The following is a 2,286-nucleotide window of genomic DNA, read 5'->3' as shown; positions in this document are numbered from 1 at the left end:
ATTCGGAAAAAAGGTCTGTGACAAGACTTTTGTCACAGACCTTTTGCTTTTTATTGATCCTGCGATTACTCGTCGCAATTTTTGTGAGAGCTTTTTCGCAAACTCTTTCTTAAAAAAGTGTTCAAGAGACAACCTCTTTTATCAATCCGCTACTTCTTCTTTCTTAGCGAAACTCCAAATCAGGCCGATAACGAAACCGATAACTGCTGGCACGATCCATCCCATCCCCAATTTGAAAAACGGTAAGTAGCTTTCCGCAGCATGTAAAATATTTTGAACGATAGGGGTTTGCTTGATAGATTCTGGGCAGGCATTCAACCCATCAAAAATCGAAGCAATCAATGTAAAATAGGTAGTCATCCGATAAACAGCTGTACGCTGCTTAAACAAAGGACCAACCAATACTAACAGAATCAATGTCATTGCTAATGGATAGATGAACATCAAAACAGGCAACGAAAATTGAATGATATTCGTCAAGCCTACATTTGCCGCTAAACAGGGAAGGATACTGGCAAGTGCAACAAAAAAGGCGTAATTTCTTTGCGGGAACAAATCCGTGAATGTTTCTGCAAAAGCTGTAATCAAACCAATACCAGTCTTCAAACAAGCTAATATAACGATGAATGCTAATAAGATACTACCATAAGTGCCTAAATAATGATCAGCAATCTGAGCCAGCGTGATTCCGCCATTTTCACTTAGAGCAAAGCTACCTAAGCTCATAGCACCTAAATAAGCGAGCAAAGTATAAATGATTCCCATCAATATAATGCTGATCGCACCAGATTTGATCGTGTCTTTAGCAATTTCAGCAGGTTTTGTTACACCCATGTTTTGGATCGTCGTAACGATGATAATCCCAAATGCTAAAGCAGCAAGCGCATCTAATGTGTTATATCCTTGAGTAAATCCTGTAAAAAAAGCATGGTCTTGGTAATTTGGCTGAATAGGCGCTTGATTGACAGAGCCTAATGGATTCAAAAAAGCAAGGAGAAGCAATGCCCCTAATAAAACCAAAAATGCAGGATTCAGGAATTTTCCAACATAATCTAATATCTTTGTCGGTTTTCTTGAAAACCACCAAGCCAGCCCAAAAAATACAATACTGAAAATTGCTAGATATAGCGTCTGTCTGCTAGGATCGATAAATGGTGCTAAACCAATCTCGAAAGATGTGGTCGCAAGGCGAGGTAAAGCAAAAAACGGTCCGATAACTAAGTAAAGCAAGATGGTAAAAACCATCGCATATGTTTGATTTATCCGTTTTGCTAATTCATATACACCTGAGCTTTTCGATACACCAATGGCAATCACCCCTAAGAAGGGAAGACCGATACCGGTAACCAAGAAACCTAGATTCGCCCAAAAGGTAGCAGCGCCTGCTTCTTGACCCAAATGAACGGGAAAGATAAGATTTCCAGCACCAAAAAATAGACCGAAAAGCATGGAGCCTATAAAAAGATAGTCTTTAAATGATAATTTTTTTGTCATACATAACTCCTTTACGGTTTTTTTAAAAGTAACAAAATTTCGAAAAATATGCAACAATTTTCAGAAAATTTCCTATATAAAACGATGGTTATTTAATAACATAAGTGATAAAATAAAAGCGCTGAATCATCTGAGGAGGAATCATCGTGACAAAGTCGAGATTAGAAGCATTTACTGATGGAGTAGTGGCTATCGTTTTGACAGTTCTTGTATTAGACATCAAGATTCCTGATCCATCTGGTTTTCATTCTTTGTGGGTCATCCGAAATACATTATTAGCTTATGCAATCAGTTTTATATTTGTTGCGGTAATTTGGGTGAACCATCATCGTATATTCCAGATGGCAGAACGCATCAATTACCGAGTGGTCTGGTCGAATATCTTTTGGCTCTTCTGGCTGACCTTATGTCCTTCCGTTACTAGTTGGGTCGGGCGTAACCCTGAAGCTTTTTGGACTGAGATGGCTTATGCCTTAGTATACACGATGTGGAGTTTTTCTTTTGGTATATTGATGAGGCAAATCATGAAAGCAAATAAACCAGATTCCCATGTCGTGAGAGTTTTGTCAAAGGACCATCGAAGTTTTATCTCCATGTTTATTAACTTATGCTTGATTGTCGGTATCTTTTTTGTACCGATGATTGGGTTATTCGGACGTTTTTTCGTATCTGGTATTTGGATTTTTTCTTATAAAAAAAGCAGATGTCTATTATCAGCGGTTGTTTCCGGGGAAATAAAAAGGCTGTGACAAAAATCTTGTCACAGCCCTTTTTCCGAATAAACGGTGTTCT

At 38.2% G+C, this 2,286-nt stretch carries 1 protein-coding gene and 1 pseudogene; one reads left to right on the top strand and one right to left on the bottom strand.

Annotated features, from left to right (window positions below; all coding sequences use genetic code 11):
* Positions 1–141: 141 nt before the first annotated feature.
* Entirely contained in the window at positions 142–1,494 is a 1,353-nt protein-coding gene (brnQ, locus tag ESP02_RS13040; protein ID WP_002373399.1) for a branched-chain amino acid transport system II carrier protein, read from the bottom strand.
* 146 nt (positions 1,495–1,640) lie between these two features.
* Here brnQ and ESP02_RS13035 point away from each other — a divergent pair.
* Positions 1,641–2,232, top strand: a pseudogene (locus tag ESP02_RS13035) (TMEM175 family protein).
* Positions 2,233–2,286: the final 54 nt, after the last annotated feature.

Origin of the sequence: Enterococcus sp. NBRC 3427 (assembly GCF_007996925.1) — a bacterium.
GTDB classification, from domain to species: Bacteria; Bacillota; Bacilli; order Lactobacillales; family Enterococcaceae; genus Enterococcus_B; species Enterococcus_B lactis.
This window is presented reverse-complemented; position numbering and strand designations above follow the sequence as displayed.

Excerpts from the sequence above, each read along its gene's own strand:
- brnQ (WP_002373399.1), bottom strand. The coding sequence starts at position 1,494 with ATGACAAAAAAATTATCATTTAAAGACTATCTTTTTATAGGCTCCATG.